The following is a 15,970-nucleotide window of genomic DNA, read 5'->3' as shown; positions in this document are numbered from 1 at the left end:
CACGGAAATAATCCTGAAACAGCCAGCAAAGAAGTAGCATAATAAACCGATTGGTTCACTATGTTTTTTGATTGCCGCTGATTTACGAGAGAGATGTCATGGGCAGACCCAGGAAATTCAATCGGGAAACCGTCCTCGAAAAAGCCTTGCCGGTATTCTGGAAATACGGCTTCTCCGGTACGTCGCTGCAGCACCTCGAACAGGCGACCGGCGTCAACAAATCCGGGCTCTATTCGGAGTTCAAGGACAAGCAGGATCTGTTCTTCAACGCCCTGGTGTACTACTACCAGAACCGCGGTGCGCTGGGGATTCTGGCGCAGGAGCCGCTGGGCTGGTACAACGTCGAGCGCTTCCTGCGCCTTTGCGAGCCGCAGGAGAGCGGTTGTGTGGGCTGTTTCTCGGTCAATGCATTGCGCGAATTCGCCCTTCTTTCCGACGAAATCCGTCACGTCCTGGCGGAATGCCACCGACGCCTGCTTCCCGAAATCGCCGCGAATATCAGCGCCGAAAACCCTACGCTGCCACCCCAGGTCATCGCCGATATCGTGATGACGTTTTTCTCCGGGGTGTGCGTTGAAAGCAGCCTGCCAAAGGCTGAAAACAGCGATCCGGTGGGGCAATTCATGCAGGCCGTGCGGATGCTCTGAGCGGCAAGCTAACCCAAAATAGTTTTGAACTAATCGTTTGTATATGTTGCAGACAGCTGTTCACTCGATCTATATTGAACCGGTCGGTTCTAAACGGCGTGAGGTGGTCCTGCATTTGGCTGGTTAGCCCGTGCCGCTCGCGCCACACCCAATGAGCCTTTCAACCACAGCTTCGAGCTTCGCAGCCCGGCGACGGCGAAGCCTTGCCTGACAACAGGTATTCATCTGTAAGGAGAATCACCATGGCGTTGAAAATCCACCCGATCAACCTCGGCAATATGCAGCTTGATTCCAGTGGTCTGGTCATGTTCCGCAACCCCGGCCAGCAGGTGACTATTCCTGTGCTGGGCTTTCTGATCACCGGCGGTCAGGAGCCCATTCTGGTTGACACCGGCTCCCGCAGCGTCGAGCAATACGCGGCATTCGGGCTGCCGTACGAAGTCACGCCGCAGATGACGCTGGAATACCATCTCGCTCAGCACGGCCTGCGGATGCAAGACATCCGGCACATCCTGCACACCCACGCACACATCGATCATGTCGGCATGACCGATCTGTTCCCGATGGCGACGACGGTGGGCATCTCCCGCCGCGAACTGGAGTTTGCTGCGTCGGGCATCATGGGCCCGTTGATGTACACCGCTGCCGACACCAAGCACCTGATTGACCGCTTGCACACCCGAGGCGCGATTCGCCTGTTCGATGTCGATGGCACCTTCGAAGAAGAGGTCATCCCGGGCGTTGCCGTGCGACTGGCCGGCGGTCATACGCCCGGCTCATTGTCGATTCTGGTCGAAACCGATGAAGGCATGGCCAACATCTGTGGCGACATCGCGTACAACCTGCAAGACCAAATCATCGACCCGATTCTCGATCAGGCGGCCCACGAGCCGACCATTACCGCTAACCGTGCGATGTCGACGCTGGAAGAGAAAAAAGCCATCAAACGCGCGCTGGCCGACAGCAAATTTCTTCTGCCCAGCCATGACGTTCCGGCCCTGATCAGCGGTGGCAAGGTGGTGGGGTTAATGCACGACGCCATCTCCAACCCGCGCGCGGATGTCACCAAAGCCTGCGCCTATTCGCCGCTGATCGGGGCGTAAGGATGGCGTTCGTGGCCAGTGCGCCAGTCCGCCATTGGCGAGTGTTGCGTTTGAGCGTGGGCATGGCGATTTTCGCGTCTGGCGCTTGCCTGCTGATCAATCATCTGTGCTGAAGTGAGGCAAACATGAGTGATATCTCAGCCCAATCGGCGCCTGCTGGCGTGTTCCCGACGCAACAGCGTCTTTCGCCCCGCATGCGTTTCTACCTGTTGGCCTCGATCACCCTGTCTTTCCTGGCGGGTTCGAGCGTGCCGACGCCGATTTACCCGATTTACCAGAGCGAGTGGCATTTCTCCCCGGTGACGATCACCTACATCTTCAGCGTGTATTCGCTGTCGGTGCTGGTCGCGCTGCTGGTGGTCGGCAGGCTGTCGGACTACATCGGACGGCGGCCAGTGCTGCTGGTCGCCACGCTCGCGCAAATGCTCGCGATGTATCTGATGGGCACTGCCGACGGTCTGGGCGACCTGATCGGTGGACGGGTGCTGCAAGGGTTGTCTACCGGCGCGGCGGTCTCGGCGGTCGGGGCCGGCCTGATCGATATCGACCGACAGCGCGGGGCAGTCGCCAACGCCATCGCACCGGTCAGCGGCAGCGCGCTGGGTGCGCTAGTGGGCAGTGTTCTGGTGCAGTTTCTGCCGTTCCCCACGCACACGGTTTTCGCGGTACTGGGCGCCATCTTCATCGCTCAGTTCGCGGGGCTGCTGTTGATCAGGGACACGGTCACGGCGCGGTCGGGAATGCTGCGATCATTGATCCCGCAGTTTGCGGTTCCCCCTCAGGTACGCGGTGCCATGCTGGTCGCCTCGGCGGTGTTCGTCGCCGGATGGGCGCTGGCAGGCTTTTATGCATCGCTGGGGCCGGCTCTGATCAGAACCGTTTTCGGCTTGCCCGCGTCGCTGATGGGAGGCGTGGCGCTGGCAGTGTTTTCCGGCAGCGGCGTGGTCGCGATTCTGGCCCTCAGAACGCGAACCGCGCGCGAGCTGTCCTGGGCCGGCAGCGCCGGTCTGCTGACGGGCATGGCGTTGTCGCTGGCCTCACTGCACGCGCAGTCGGTGACGGTCTTTTTCTGTGGCGTAGCGCTGGCCGGGGCCGGATTCGGCACCGGTTTCCAGGGTGGCATTCGCCTGGTCGTCGCCAAGGCGCTCGCTCATCAGCTGGCCGGCGTGCTCTCGGTGGCGTTCGTCTGCTGCTATCTGGGCATGGGCGCACCGGCAATCGCCGCCGGCTACGCGGTTGCCAGCGGAATCGACATCATCGCCACCGCCCAGGTGTTCGGATCCCTGGTGATCATGCTTGCGCTGCTGGCGATGTTCGGGCTTGTCATGTCCAGGCCAGGGCTGGCGAGTGAGCCCGTTTGATCGGGTTTCGGGACTGATCAGCGCTGAGCGTTGATGAAGTCGATGAACGCACGCAGCGGAGAGGGCAGGTAGCGTCGCCCCGGATAGTAAAGGAACGGTCCGGAAAAACGCTGCCACCAGGGTTCGAGGACAGGCTCCAGCGCGCCGCTGTCCAGGTAGGGACGCAGCCAGTCCTCGAACAGAAAGATAATGCCCAGACCATCGACAGCCGCCTGCACGGCCAGATCGACGGCCCCGCCGATCCTGACGATCAGCGGTCCTGATGGATCGACGCGGACGAGTTCGCCGTCTCGCTCGTATTCCCAGAGCGGCATCGCCCCGCTGGGGAATTTACCGCGCAGGCAACTGTGCTCGAGCAGATCTCTGGGGTGTCCGGGGCGTCCACGCGCAGCCAGGTAGGCCGGCGAGGCTGCGGTCGCGAAACGTTGAGTGCGTGGCCCGATGGGCACGGCGATCATGTCCTGTTCCAAACGCTCGTCGTAGCGGATACCGGCATCGCAGCCAGCAGCCAGCATGTCGACGAAGCTTTCTTCGGCCACCACTTCCAGACGAATGTCGGGGTGGGCTTGCAGGAAAGGCGTGATGAGCGTCGGCAACACCAGCCGCGCCGCGCTGACCGGCACATTGAGTCTGAGCGTTCCGGAGGGCCGGTCACGAAAATCGTTGACCACGTCCAGTGCCGACTCTACTTCGCCCAGTGCCGGCACGATGCGTTCCATCAGGCGCGCCCCCGCTTCGGTCGGCGCGACGCTGCGCGTGGTCCGGTTGAGCAACCGCACGCCCATGCGTGCCTCCATGCGTCGCACTGCATCGCTCAGGCTGGAGGCTGACTTCCCGCTCGCCCGCGCACCTTCCCTGAAACCGCCCGCGTTGACCACGGCAACGAAGGCCAGCAAGTCCTGAATGTCTGTCGCCATTGTTCGCTCATCCGTACAACCCGTGCCGATTGCACCTGATTATCATGAAGGTGGTCAATGCCTATAGTGCCTGCACACACCGAAAACGAGGGCATTACGCATGAACGAAGCGAGCAAAGCGGGTACTTTCCGGTTAGGCGACCGCACGGTCAATCGTATGGGCTATGGGGCGATGCAGCTTGCCGGCCCGCAAGTCTACGGGCCGCCGAAAGACCCACAGGCGGCGATCGCTGTCCTGCGCGAAGCGGTCGACAGCGGCATTAACCACATCGATACGTCTGATTTTTATGGGCCGCACGTCACCAATCGCTTGATCCGCGAGGCCTTGCATCCTTATGCGGACGATCTGGTGATCGTGACGAAAGTCGGCGCATCCCGTGGCGCGGACGCCTCCTGGAATCCTGCGCAGCGTCCCGCCGAGCTGGTGTCAGCGGTGCATGACAACCTGCGCAATCTGGGGGTCGATGTGCTGGAAGTGGTGAATTTCAGGGCATGGGGCAACATGCATGCGCCCGGCGAGGGATCCATCGAAGCGCAGTTCACCGCGCTTGCCGAGCTGCAACGTCAAGGCCTCATTCGTCATCTGGGACTGAGCAATGTCACCGCGCAGCAGGTCGTGCAGGCTCAGGGTATCGCGGACGTGGTGTGCGTGCAGAATCACTACAACCTGTCCCATCGCGATGACGAACAACTGATCGCCAAACTGGGCAAGCAGGGCATCGCCTACGTGCCATTCTTCCCGATGGGAGGCTTCACGCCATTGCAATCGCAGACCTTGTCCAGCGTCGCCGAGCGCCTGGGCACTTCACCCCTCTGCCTGGCGCTGGCCTGGCTGCTGCAACATGCGCCGAATATCCTGTTGATCCCTGGCACTTCATCGGTGACGCATCTGCGCGAAAACCTCACCGCCAGTGATCGGGTGATTCCCGCTGATCTGCTTGCCGAGCTGGAAGCGGCGTGAATGCCGCAGCGGGAACCCGGCGCGGGTTCCCGCCGGTAGCGAAGGTCAGTCCAGATCGGCTGCCGAATGCAGTTCCGCTACTTGCTGGCTTTCCTCGCCCCAGGTCCGGTTGACCCGCAGACCGCGAACCACCGCAGGCCGGTTGGCGATTTCCTCGGCCCAGCGCTGCACGTGGGTGTAGTCCTGCGCGGCAAGGAACTCAGCAGCCGAATAGACCGTATTGCGCACCAGCTGGCCGTACCAGGACCACACTGCAATGTCGGCGATGGTGTAGTGCTCGCCGGCAAGATAACGGCTTTCGCCGAGGCGTCGGTCGAGCACGTCCAGTTGCCGCTTGGCCTCCATGGTGAAACGGTTGATCGGGTATTCCAGCTTCTCAGGCGCGTAGGCGAAGAAGTGCCCGAAGCCGCCGCCCAGATACGGCGCGGCGCCCATCTGCCAGAACAGCCAGTTCAGCGTCTCGGTGCGACCGGCAGGGTCTTCGGGCAGAAACGCACCGAATTTTTCTGCCAGGTACAGCAGGATCGAACCGGATTCGAACACCCGGATCGCCGGCTCGACACTGCGGTCCAGCAGTGCCGGAATCTTCGAGTTCGGGTTGATGTCGACGAAGCCGCTGCCGAACTGATCGCCCTCACCGATACGGATGAGCCAGGCGTCGTACTCCGCGTCCGTGTGCCCCAGGGCGAGCAGTTCTTCGAGGAGGATCGTGACCTTCACGCCGTTGGGCGTGGCCAGTGAATACAGCTGCAATGGCTGCTTGCCCACCGGCAATACCTTTTCATGGGTCGGCCCTGCGGTGGGGCGGTTGATGCTGGCGAACTGACCGCCGGAAGGCGCTTCGTATTTCCACACTTTCGGCAGTACGTAAGGGGCCTTGCTCATGAACGCTTCTCCTGAGGTTTGACGCGCCTGACGCTGAGCGTTCCGGCAGCGTATCGGATCATGAGACCGTTTCGTCCACGCGGTTGACCGCGGGGTCTGTCGCTGGCCTCGGGAAGGCGACAAATGTTTCACGAATTGTCATCAAACGACAAGACCTGTCTCCATCTGTTGCTCAGTGCACGCCAATGTGACCCTGCGACCGGCTGCCGGACATCAGCCTGGCGATCGCCGGCACGTTGTTTTTCGTGCCGTCGTCCGACGTCTTGGAGAGGGAGATTGAAAGCGTCGGGGCGTGCGCCGCCCCGATCCTGATCAGGTCACTGTCTGACGTTCGACAGCGGCGGCGTGCGTGGCGGGATCATTCGCTTGCTGCCCACCGCCTCGAATGCCGAGGCGAAGCGCAGCAGCGCCGAGTCGTCGTAGGCGCGACCGGCAAAGGTGAGCCCGACCGGCATGCCGATGTCGGCCATCACGCCCATCGGCACCGTGACCGTCGGCACGCCCAAGTGCCTGATCGCCAGATTGCCGTTGGCGACCCAGACGCCGTTGCTCCAGGCGATGTCCGCCGACGCAGGGTCGACATCGGCGTTGGCCGGGCCGACGTCGGCGACGGTGGGAAACAGCACGGCGTCCAGGCCCAATCGCTCCATCCATTCTTCCAGATCGATGCGCCGGGTTTTCTCAAGCCCGCGCAACCCATCGGGCAGCGTGTCGATCTGGTCCCACGGCGTGATCCCGCGCTCGGCCATCCTGACGTATTCGTCCATGCCGGCTGCCAGATCGCCCTCGCGGTTGGGCAGGGTGCCGGGGTCGTGAGGGAAGATCTTCGGACCGTCCACATCCACCAGCCGGTTCAGGTTCGGGTCGCCATTGGCCTGCAGGAAATCGTCGAAGGCCCAGGCGGTCAGGTCCCACAGTTCATGGTGCAGAAACGCTTTCGACACCAGACCGCGATTGAACACGGTCGGCGCGCCGGGACGATCCCCCTCGCAATTGGACACCAGCGGGAAATCCACATCGATCACCTCGGCGCCATGGGCCACCAGCGCCTTGCGCGCCTGCTCCCACAGATCGATCACCGACGCTCGGGTGTTGATGCGCTGCCCGGTCGGGCCGCCGATGCCAGGCGCGGCTGAGGTACCCGCCTCGGGATCGCCATTGATGTACATGCGCGGGATGCCGAAGCGTTTACCGGCGAGCGCTTCGCTCCCGGTGGCCAGCGCTGCGTAGGACTGAGGTCGCACGGAGGCAACCGACGGAATCGGCACCCAGGGCTGCAGGCGCCACAGGTCGCCGCGTTTGTCCGGGTCTTCGGCGACCACGACATCCAGCACTTCGAGCAGGTCGGCCATGGTTCTGGCGTAAGGCACGACGACGTCCATGGTCGGTGTCAGCGGCCAGTTGCCACGTACCGAAATCACTCCGCGCGACGGCGTGTAGGCGCACAGGCCATTGTTCGACGCTGGCCCGCGTCCGCTGGACCAGGTTTCTTCGGCCAGGCCAAATGCGCAGAAGCTGGCGGCGGTCGCCGTGCCCGCGCCGTTCGAGGAGCCGGAGGCGAACGGTGCGGTCAGGTAGTCAGCGTTGTAGGGACTTTCTGCACGACCATACACGCCGCGCTGCATGCCGCCGTTGGCCATCGGCGGCATGTTGGTCTTGCCCAGACAGATCGCGCCGCCCGCGCGCAGACGTTCGATGGTGAAGGCGTCACGACAGGCGACGAGGTTCGCGAATGCCGGGCTGCCGGAGGCCGCCGTCAGCCCTTTGACCAGATAACTGTCCTTGGCGGTATAGGGAATGCCGTCGAGCGGACCGAGGGTCTGGCCGCTGGCCCGGCGCGCGTCGCTGGCCCGGGCTTCGTTGAGCGCTTCAGGGTTGCGCACCACGACCGCATTGAGGGCGGTGGCGGTTGCCGGGCCATCGTAGGCGTCGATGCGAGCGAGGTAGGCCTGGACCAGTTCGACCGACGTGGTCTGACCCGACTCGAGCGCGGCACGCAGTTGGGCGATGGAGGCTTCGGTGACTTCAATCATGCGTTCACCCACGGCAGAGTGGCAGGGCGGAGGAGGGCGTCGGCCCGAGTCCCGAGGACCAGGGCGTCATGTGTCTCAAGGCGGTGTGTCATATCGCTTCCCGTTGCGCTGTGTTTCGCGCCTGTGCGTGTGACCCTTGCGTGGTGCGTGCAACAGGTCGGCAGGCTTGCGTTCAGATGGCGCCTATTATGCCTTCACCTTGCAGCTTGCGCATGACGCGGGCGATTGCCGCCATTCGCTATGGCAAAAGGCTTACACGACAGGGAGCCAACTCGCCCTGTACGGGCGGCCCCGAGAAGCTCAGTATTGGATCCATCGACCGAGGCGCTGGATGTGCTTTGCTGGTCATGGATGATCGACCATTTGCCCGGAAGGCTACTGACAGGACGTTGGAATGGTGTTGATATAAAAGAACCCGCTCATGCGGGTTTTTTATTGCCCGCGATAAAGCGCCAGCGCGAAGGCAAGGGCGCTCGCCGGTGGTCTCATTTGACCGGCTCATGCTGTTGAGCGGGCACCTTTTCCTTTACGCGTTCGACAAGGTTTCTCGCCCATGGCCTGGCTTCAAGATCCGTTCATCTGGACCGCCCTGGCACAGATCGTCCTCATCGATCTGCTGCTGGGCGGCGACAACGCAGTGGTCATCGCAATGGCGTGCCGTCGCCTGCCTCGCGAGTTGCAGATCAAAGCCATTTACGGAGGCATGCTGGGGGCGATCCTGCTGCGCATCGTCATGCTGTTCTTCGCCGTTCACCTGCTGGCGTTGCCGTTTCTGAAGCTGATCGGCGCCGCGCTGCTGTTATGGATCGGCATCAAGCTGGCCGCCAATCAGGAGGAGGGCGAGGAGCAGATCGACGGCGGCACGCGGCTGTGGACGGCGATCAGGACCGTGATCGTCGCCGACGTCGTGATGTCGCTGGACAACGTACTGGCCGTGGCCGCAGCCGGTAACGGCAATGTGTATCTGGTGGCGGCGGGGGTCGTCGTCAGTATCCCGATCATCGTCATCGGTAGTCGTTTCGTGCTGGCGGTGATGGCACGCTTCAGCTGGCTGGTGATCGCCGGCGGCGGGCTGATCGGCTGGATCGCTGGCGGTATGGCGATCAGTGACCCGTCGCTGCAGCCTTATCTGCCGGATGCTGCGTGGCTGCACTGGGCGGCCAGCGGGATTGCCGCCGTGCTCGTGGTGTTGACCGGCATCGGCCTGGGGCGCAGAAGTCAGCGCAACGTCGAGCAGGCCGAAGGCGACCCGGAGCGCAGCTGATCAGCGCTCGTCGGGCCTGCCAGGCGGGAGACAGGCTGCATTTGCGTTCAAGCCTGCTGCATTTGCGCCAGCGGGCCCTTGACGTGCCAGACCCTTCAGTGTGTATTCGGCACTCCTTCGACCATCAGGCGCTGAAATGACTTCCGACCACCGTTCCCACCGTCACGTCATCGGCATGTGGTTAATGGCCGGCGTGGCGCTGGTGTTTGCCAGTCATGACGCCATTTCCAAGACGCTGATCTTCTCGCTCCCGGTGATCTTCGTGGCCTGGGCGCGCTACCTGGTGCATTCGGCGCTGGTGACCACGGTGATTTTGCGCAGCAAGGGTGAAAAGGTGTTCCACACCCGACGGCCATGGCTGCATTTGCTCCGGGCGGTCTGTCTGCTGGCCGACAGCCTGACTTTTCTGTTTGGCCTGACCCACGTCCCGATCGCCGAATCCACCGCGCTGGTGTTTCTCGCGCCTGCGTTCGTCACGATCCTGTCGCCGTTTTTCTTCGGCATCAAGGCTGACCGTTTGCAATGGCTGTCGGTGGTGCTCGGGTTCATCGGCGTGCTGGTGATCATCAATCCGGCCAGCGATTCGTTCACGCTGTGGATGCTGTTTCCGCTGGCCACGGCGCTGTTTTTCGCGTTGTACCAACTGCTCACCCAGCTGGCCAGTGAGACCGACAGCCCCTCGGTGTGCAGTTTTTACGTGGGCGTGTTCAGCACGCTGATCCTGAGCGTCATCGTGCCGTTTTACTGGGCGCAACCCGACTGGCTGCAAGTGGGACTGTTGCTGGTGCTGGGCGGGCTCGGCCTGTGCGCGCATTTCCTGATGGCGCAATCCTACCGGTTTGCGTCCTCGTCGGTGCTGGCGCCGCTGGGTTACCTGCAGATCATCTTTGCGACGATCTACGGCATCCTGCTGTTCGGCAATTACCCGGTCGCCAGTTCGGTGTTCGGCATCGGCCTGATTTTCATCAGCGGCCTGCTGGTGTATGGCAGACGCCAGCCCGCGGCTGCTGCGCAGTAGGGGACGGGCACCCAGGCCCGGCCATACGCCGTTCAGGCGTTTTCGTTGCCTGGACGGGTGAACGAATACCGGTCGATGTCGCGCCTCAGTTGCCAGCCCCGGTTATGCCAGTGGCGAGCGGCGGACTCATTGGTCTTCAGCACATCGAGGTGGCATTTATGCACGCCCTGTTCTTCCAGGCTGGCCAGGCAACGCTTGACCAGTGCATCGCCGATGCCCTGACGGCGAAACTGCGGGAGCACCAACAGGTGCTGCAAATACCCGCGTCGCCCGTCGTGCCCGCACATGACGCAGCCGCAGAGGCCCGATTCGGCCTCGGCGACGAAGCTCATGCCGGGATTTCGCTGCAGATATCGCATCGTTGCCTCGCGTGAATCCGCATCGCGCAGGGAGATGCCCGGCGTGTGGCGCATGAGGTCGATGACATTGTCGTAGTCGTCCATGGTCATGGTGCGGATATTGATCATTGGCGCAGCCTGCATGAAGGTCGGCCGTGCAGATTAGCAGAGTGACCCAAAGCCGGTCATGACGCGCCTGGCACCGGGTTGGGCTCTGGCTCGCCGTCGCTGAAAGACTCCCTCTATTACCGATCAATGCTCTGGCTATTAGAAGTCTGGCCGAAGGCGGCTAGTCTTGATGCTGCGTCGGCCGAAGTCCGACCGGTTCGAACCTGATAAGGAGATAAGAATGAGCTCAAGCTTGCTGCCTGGGTCGTGAAACCGGGTTTCGGCGATCATTTCGTCGATCCGCTGTGCTTCATGACCGGCCTGACTGGACGATGTGCCGGCTGGCCGCACTCTCTGCTACTGAGTTCACCCATGGTCGTCCTGGCTGCGCAGCGGCGGGCGCCAGGTGAACACGACCAAAGGTAGACCCATCATGGCAACAGAATCGAAATGCCCTTTCAATCACGCGGCCGGCGGTGGCACCACGAACCGTGACTGGTGGCCGAACCAACTGAACCTTAAAATTCTTCATCAGCATTCGTCCTTGTCCGACCCCATGGACGAGGCGTTTGACTACGCCAAAGAGTTCAAGAGTCTGGACTTCGAGGCAGTGAAACAGGACCTGCGCGAGGTCATGACCCGTTCCCAGGACTGGTGGCCGGCGGACTTCGGGCACTATGGCCCGCTGTTCGTGCGCATGGCCTGGCACAGTGCAGGCACCTACCGCACAGGCGACGGGCGCGGCGGCGCGGGGGCCGGGCAGCAGCGCTTTGCGCCCCTCAACAGCTGGCCCGACAACGTGAGCCTGGACAAGGCGCGGCGGCTGATCTGGCCGGTCAAGCAGAAGTACGGGCGCAAGATCTCCTGGGCCGATCTGATCGTCCTCACGGGTAACGTCGCGCTGGAAACCATGGGCTTCAAGACGTTCGGATATTCCGGCGGACGCCCTGATGTGTGGGAACCGGACGAAGACGTTTACTGGGGCGCGGAAACCACCTGGCTCGGCGGCGAGGACCGCTACGGCGCGCACAAGGACATGGAACAGCCCGGACATGGCGATCTGGTTGCGGAGCCGCAAAAGCATGGCGAAGAAGAAAGCCGCACCCTGTCCGGACCGCGAAACCTGGAAAACCCGCTCGCCGCCGTGCAGATGGGGCTGATCTACGTGAACCCCGAAGGCCCGGAAGGCGTGCCTGATCCGGCGGAGTCCGCCAACGACATCCGCGAGACTTTCGGCCGCATGGCGATGAATGACGAGGAAACCGTCGCGTTGATCGCCGGTGGCCACGCCTTCGGCAAGACCCACGGCGCAGGGCCCGCCGATAACGTCGGTCCGGAGCCGGAAGCGGCCGGGCTCGAAGAGCAGGGGCTTGGCTGGCGCAATTCGTTTGGCAGCGGCAAAGGCGCCGACACCATTACCAGCGGTCTGGAAGTGACCTGGACTTCAACGCCTACCCAGTGGAGCAACGAGTACCTGGAAAACCTGTTCGCCTTCGACTGGGAGCTGACCAAAAGCCCGGCCGGGGCGCATCAGTGGAAGCCGAAGGGCGGCGCCGGTGCCGGACAGATTCCTCATGCCCATGATCCTGCCAAGCGGCAGGAACCACGCATGCTGACCTCCGACCTGGCACTGCGTTTCGACCCGACGTACGAGCAGATTGCCCGTCGCTTTCGCGACAATCCGGAGCAGCTCACCGACGCCTTCGCTCGCGCCTGGTTCAAGCTGACGCACCGCGACATGGGGCCACTGGCGCGCTACCTCGGCCCGGAAATGCCGGCTGAAGAATTGCTCTGGCAGGACCCGATTCCTGAGCGTGATCATGCCGTGGTGGACGACAACGATGTCGCCGCGCTGAAAAGCAAAATCCTCGCCGCCGGGCTTTCCGTCTCACAACTGGTGTCCACGGCGTGGGCGGCCGCTTCGACCTTCCGCGGTTCCGACAAGCGCGGTGGTGCCAATGGCGGGCGGCTGCGCCTGGCGCCGCAGAAAGACTGGCCGGCCAACCAGCCTGAGCAACTGGCTAAAGTGTTGGGCGTGCTTGAGGGCGTTCAGCGCGAGTTCAACAGTGCGTCGAGCGGCAAGAAAGTCTCTCTGGCGGACCTGATCGTGCTGGCAGGGAGTGCGGGGGTCGAGCAGGCTGCCAAAAATGCCGGCCACGCTGTCACGGTGCCGTTCACGCCCGGGCGCATGGACGCTTCGCAGGAGCAGACCGACGTGGAGTCGTTCGGTTTTCTTGAACCCATTGCCGACGGCTTCCGCAACTATCTGAAAGGGCAATACACGGTGTCGGCTGAAAAGCTGCTTGTCGACAAGGCGCAGTTGCTGACGCTGACCGCCCCCGAAATGACCGTGCTGCTGGGTGGGTTGCGGGTGCTCGACATCAATGTCGGGCAGAGCAGGCATGGGGTGCTGACCGATCGGACCGGGGCCTTGACCAACGACTTCTTCAAGAACCTGCTGGACATGGCCGTTGAGTGGAAAGCGACGTCAGACACCCAAGACACGTTCGAGGCAAGGGACCGCAAGACCGGCGAGGTCAAGTGGACCGGCACCCGGGTGGATCTGGTGTTTGGCTCTCACGCGCAACTGCGCGCCATCGCCGAGGTGTACGCCAGCGCAGACGCGCAAGACAAATTCGTCAAAGACTTCGTTGCGGTGTGGACGAAAGTGATGAATCTGGACCGCTTCGATCTTCACTGACATTGCCTTGAGGACCCAAGCCCGGTCACCGGCCGCCCTTGCATCGGCGCGCCGTTGACCGGGCTTTTTCATGGGGACGAGCCGATCGGGTCCTGTCGAAAAGGGGCTTTTCGAGGTGAAAGTGTCAGTTCGGGTTCATCAGCTGGCTGATGCAGGTGCCGATGACTTTGCGGTTTTCTTCGATCGAACGCAGTGACTCTCTGACCGAGAAGGCAACCACCGAACCATTCTGGTCTTCGATCCAGTTGGCAATGCCCTGCAGGGCGTCGGTGAGGGCGCTTTGATTCTTCAACATGGCGTGAAGCAATGTCGGGGTGATTTCGCTGTTTTGCATAACCTGGTCCTCGTGCACTGACCGAATGCGTCAGAGAAGTGAATGATGTGCTGGAACGTTGTACCCACTGCGGCCGGCGTAACGGCAAAAGGCCATGGTCTTCTGTTCGAGCGTCGCCGCTGACGGAAATTCCAACCGTTTCAGCTTTTTTATGAAGTATCTCCTTCATGCCAGGCCGCAGATCCGGGCGCCAATGCTCTGGGCCGCGGGTGGCCGTCAATCCGCTGCGTCGCCGCGGCCGGCGAGGGCGCAATGGTCAGGTGCAAGCGCGCCTCAACGCCGATTCAGACACGCCGACAGCTGCCCAGCGCTCATCTGATCCGTATTTTTTACCGTTAGCTGAATCTGTACTGAAACAGATGCGCGGCCGACAATGAGCTCAATCCCGGCCATCTCTTCGAGCCTGACCGGAACGCTGCACCTGGCTCGAATTCTTCTGTACCGCAAACTTCGTGTAGGAGGCCTCATGGCCAAGCTCGCAATTTTTCTGGTTGGTTTTCTGGCGTTGACTTTGATGATCGGTGTACTGGCGACCATCTCTCCGACTTGATCGGCGGGCTCTGGAGCGGATTGCACGCTTTAATAAGAACCATTATTATTCGCGCCCTCCGCCCCTCCACTGTCGCCGACCCATGACTCTCAAGCTGCCCCGTGGCAAAGGCTTTCTTGATCATTACGAAGAGCTCGTGGGCACGTGGACCCGTCGTCTGAAAAACCGTCATCAGGCAGAAGACCTGACCCATGACGCCTTCGTGCGGGTTCTGGAATCGGGGGCAGCGAGCGTCGAGCAACCACGTGCCTATCTGCACCAGACTGCGCGCAATATCGCCGTCGACACCTGGCGTCGAGAGGACCGGCGTTCGGAACTGGAGCGAGAATCCCACGACCATGCGGTCACCCAGGCAGACGACCCTGAAGCCTTCATGCATGCCATTCAGCTGGCGGATTCCATCGAGCGTGCGCTGGCCGAGTTGCCGCTCAACTGTCGCAAGGTGTTCATCTGGCAGAAGCTTGAAGGCCTGACGCAGCTTGAAATCGCCGAGCGACTGGGGCTGAGCAAAAACATGGTGGAAAAGTATATGATCCGCACGCTTCGCCATTTGCGCGACCGGCTGGATTCGTCGCTGCCATGAAGCATTGCCTGCGGGAACATGCCCGCCTTCTATCTGCCCGGGATTTTTCATGACGATGGACCGTGAGTGCGCATGCGGCGCAGATGCCGTGCGGGATCAGGCGGCCTTCTGGTTTGCCCGGTCGCGCGACGGTGCCCTCTCCCCGGAAGAGCATGCCGGCTTCCAGACCTGGCTCGCTCAGCATGACCAGCATGCCCATGAGTTCCGCTTGCTGCAGAATCTCTGGGGCGCGGTGGATCTGTTGCCCGATGCACGCCTTCAGGCGCTCTGCACAGCCGACGCGCCTGCAGCGTTGCCGGTGCCCTCAACGACGCGTCGATCATTCATCCGATACGCGGTCGCTGCCAGTCTGGTGGCGATGGTAGTGGCAGGGGGTGCGTACGTCGGCCTGAACCGGCAGCCTGATTACAGTGCCGAATTCGCGACGGTGACTGGCGAGCGGCGGCAGGTGGCGCTGCCCGACGGTTCAGTGCTCGATCTCAACGCGCGCACACGCATCAATGTGCAATTCTTCAACAAGCGCCGGCAGGTCGAACTGGTTCAGGGCGAGGCCATGTTCAGTGTCGAGCACGACACCTCGCGGCCATTCGTGGTGCAGACCGGTAACGGCACGGTAACGGTCACCGGCACTCGCTTCGATGTTCGACGCGATCAGGCGCGGACCTCTGTGGTCGTGGAATCCGGCACGGTCAAGGTCAAAGGCCGCGATGCGGAGCCGGGCAATCAGGTCACGCTCACGGCCGGACTGGGTTCAAGCATCGACGCCGCCGGCAACGTGACGCCGGCGGCTTCGGTGAACACGGCAGCGATTACCGCCTGGCGCAGGGGCAAACTGGTATTCGACAATGCCACGCTGAGTGACGTGGTGGCCGAGGTGTCCCGTTACCGGGAAAAACCGTTGCGGGTTGCCCAAGGAAAAACCGCCGGTCTGCGCCTGACCAGCGTGTTCAAGTCCGACGACACGGACGCGCTGTTGCGAGCCTTGCCAAGCATCCTGCCGGTCGCCGTCAGAACCCTGGCCGACGGCAGTCAGGAAATATTTTCGCGATAGATTCAGGTTTTTTCAGCGTCCTTCGTCTTCTTGTCCAACTGCGATTGCTTAGCATTCATAACAACGCAGATTCGCTCCGTATCTGGAACCTTCAGGACAAGACCCGACGTGAAAAA

14 protein-coding genes are annotated in these 15,970 nt (G+C 62.1%); 9 read left to right on the top strand and 5 right to left on the bottom strand.

All coding sequences use genetic code 11. From position 1 onward, the window contains the following. Positions 1–98 precede the first annotated feature (98 nt). The 3 genes from QRN36_RS19985 (at position 99) to QRN36_RS19975 (ending at position 3,111) form a co-directional block, all read left to right on the top strand. Positions 99–647 carry a TetR/AcrR family transcriptional regulator gene (locus QRN36_RS19985; RefSeq protein WP_285425660.1) on the top strand — a complete coding sequence of 183 codons (549 nt, stop codon included), beginning with the start codon at positions 99–101 and terminating at the stop codon, positions 645–647. Between the two features lie 242 nt (positions 648–889). Beyond that, complete coding sequence (locus QRN36_RS19980) at positions 890–1,750, top strand: N-acyl homoserine lactonase family protein (protein ID WP_285425659.1); 861 nt, start codon at positions 890–892, stop codon at positions 1,748–1,750. 125 nt (positions 1,751–1,875) lie between these two features. Next, entirely contained in the window at positions 1,876–3,111 is a 1,236-nt protein-coding gene (locus QRN36_RS19975; protein ID WP_285425658.1) for an MFS transporter, read from the top strand. 17 nt (positions 3,112–3,128) lie between these two features. On the opposite strand, the gene QRN36_RS19970 is transcribed toward QRN36_RS19975, so the two are convergent. Further along, on the bottom strand, positions 3,129–4,028 hold the full coding sequence (locus QRN36_RS19970) for a LysR family transcriptional regulator (protein ID WP_285425657.1): 900 nt from the start codon (positions 4,026–4,028) through the stop codon (positions 3,129–3,131). A 100-nt stretch (positions 4,029–4,128) separates the two neighbouring features. On the opposite strand from QRN36_RS19970, the gene QRN36_RS19965 reads away from it, so the two are divergent. Next, positions 4,129–4,989 carry an aldo/keto reductase family oxidoreductase gene (locus QRN36_RS19965; protein ID WP_285425656.1) on the top strand — a complete coding sequence of 287 codons (861 nt, stop codon included), beginning with the start codon at positions 4,129–4,131 and terminating at the stop codon, positions 4,987–4,989. A gap of 45 nt (positions 4,990–5,034) precedes the next feature. Here the strand turns inward: QRN36_RS19965 and yghU are convergent, their stop codons facing one another. Continuing rightward, positions 5,035–5,874: a glutathione-dependent disulfide-bond oxidoreductase gene (gene yghU, locus QRN36_RS19960; protein WP_285425655.1), complete on the bottom strand. Its 840-nt coding sequence runs from the start codon at positions 5,872–5,874 to the stop codon at positions 5,035–5,037. Positions 5,875–6,191: 317 nt separating this feature from the next. Further along, complete coding sequence (locus tag QRN36_RS19955) at positions 6,192–7,907, bottom strand: amidase (RefSeq protein WP_285425654.1); 1,716 nt, start codon at positions 7,905–7,907, stop codon at positions 6,192–6,194. Positions 7,908–8,460: 553 nt separating this feature from the next. On the opposite strand from QRN36_RS19955, the gene QRN36_RS19950 reads away from it, so the two are divergent. Both QRN36_RS19950 and QRN36_RS19945 read left to right on the top strand, forming a co-directional pair. Then, the gene (locus tag QRN36_RS19950; protein WP_285425653.1) at positions 8,461–9,171 is read left to right on the top strand and encodes a TerC family protein; all 711 of its coding nucleotides are present in this window, start codon (positions 8,461–8,463) and stop codon (positions 9,169–9,171) included. 136 nt (positions 9,172–9,307) lie between these two features. Beyond that, positions 9,308–10,189, top strand: a complete 882-nt coding sequence (locus tag QRN36_RS19945) for a DMT family transporter (protein WP_285425652.1) — start codon at positions 9,308–9,310, stop codon at positions 10,187–10,189. 32 nt (positions 10,190–10,221) lie between these two features. On the opposite strand, the gene QRN36_RS19940 is transcribed toward QRN36_RS19945, so the two are convergent. Then, positions 10,222–10,656 carry a GNAT family N-acetyltransferase gene (locus QRN36_RS19940; RefSeq protein WP_285425651.1) on the bottom strand — a complete coding sequence of 145 codons (435 nt, stop codon included), beginning with the start codon at positions 10,654–10,656 and terminating at the stop codon, positions 10,222–10,224. Positions 10,657–11,068: 412 nt separating this feature from the next. Between QRN36_RS19940 and katG the strand changes: the two genes are divergently transcribed. Continuing rightward, a complete protein-coding gene (gene katG / locus QRN36_RS19935; protein ID WP_285425650.1) occupies positions 11,069–13,336 on the top strand; it encodes a catalase/peroxidase HPI in 2,268 nt (755 codons plus the stop codon). Between the two features lie 124 nt (positions 13,337–13,460). On the opposite strand, the gene QRN36_RS19930 is transcribed toward katG, so the two are convergent. Continuing rightward, positions 13,461–13,670, bottom strand: coding sequence for a hypothetical protein (locus QRN36_RS19930; protein ID WP_285425649.1), 210 nt, complete (start codon positions 13,668–13,670; stop codon positions 13,461–13,463). Positions 13,671–14,302: 632 nt separating this feature from the next. On the opposite strand from QRN36_RS19930, the gene QRN36_RS19925 reads away from it, so the two are divergent. Both QRN36_RS19925 and QRN36_RS19920 read left to right on the top strand, forming a co-directional pair. Next, positions 14,303–14,803: a sigma-70 family RNA polymerase sigma factor gene (locus QRN36_RS19925; RefSeq protein WP_285425648.1), complete on the top strand. Its 501-nt coding sequence runs from the start codon at positions 14,303–14,305 to the stop codon at positions 14,801–14,803. A 49-nt stretch (positions 14,804–14,852) separates the two neighbouring features. Further along, positions 14,853–15,854, top strand: coding sequence for a FecR family protein (locus QRN36_RS19920; RefSeq protein WP_285425647.1), 1,002 nt, complete (start codon positions 14,853–14,855; stop codon positions 15,852–15,854). The last annotated feature ends 116 nt before the right edge of the window (positions 15,855–15,970 follow it).

The organism is Pseudomonas sp. efr-133-TYG-103a, assembly GCF_030209235.1.
Lineage (GTDB): Bacteria > Pseudomonadota > Gammaproteobacteria > Pseudomonadales > Pseudomonadaceae > Aquipseudomonas.
Note: the sequence above shows the minus strand (reverse complement) of the source record. Positions and strands in the feature narration are given on the sequence as shown.